Genomic DNA, 361 nt, shown 5'->3' with positions numbered 1-361 from the left:
GGCAGCCTCGGCCTGCCGGATCTGTCGGCGTTCATCGGCCGTGCGGCCGCGGATGCGGTCCTCAATCGCGTAGAGCCGGGCAATGCGGCGCAGCGCGTCGGCCGCGATCGGGGAGCCGCCTTCGGCCAGGTCGTAGAAGCGTCGGCGGGCATGGCTCCAGCAGGCAGCCAGCACGACCCGGTTGCCGGCAGCCAGCCGCTCGAACCCGGCATAGCCGTCCACCTGCAGCACCCCGCGGAAGTCCCGCAGGTGACCAGCCGGTCGCTCACCCTTGCGGTCGCTGGCATAGGCGTAGATCACCGCCGGCGGGTCCGGTCCCTGCCAGGGCCGGTCGTCACGGGCATAGGCCCAGAAGCGCCCG

Annotated in this window: 1 protein-coding gene; it reads right to left on the bottom strand. The window is 72.9% G+C overall.

From position 1 onward, the window contains the following. A partial coding sequence (locus N826_RS39355) for an IS66 family transposase (RefSeq protein WP_044438139.1) occupies positions 1-361 on the bottom strand: 361 nt, incomplete at both ends.

Origin of the sequence: Skermanella aerolata KACC 11604, from assembly GCF_000936425.1 — a bacterium.
Lineage (GTDB): Bacteria > Pseudomonadota > Alphaproteobacteria > Azospirillales > Azospirillaceae > Skermanella > Skermanella aerolata.
The sequence above is the reverse complement of the archived record's forward strand: the minus strand, read 5'-3'. Positions and strand labels throughout refer to the sequence as shown.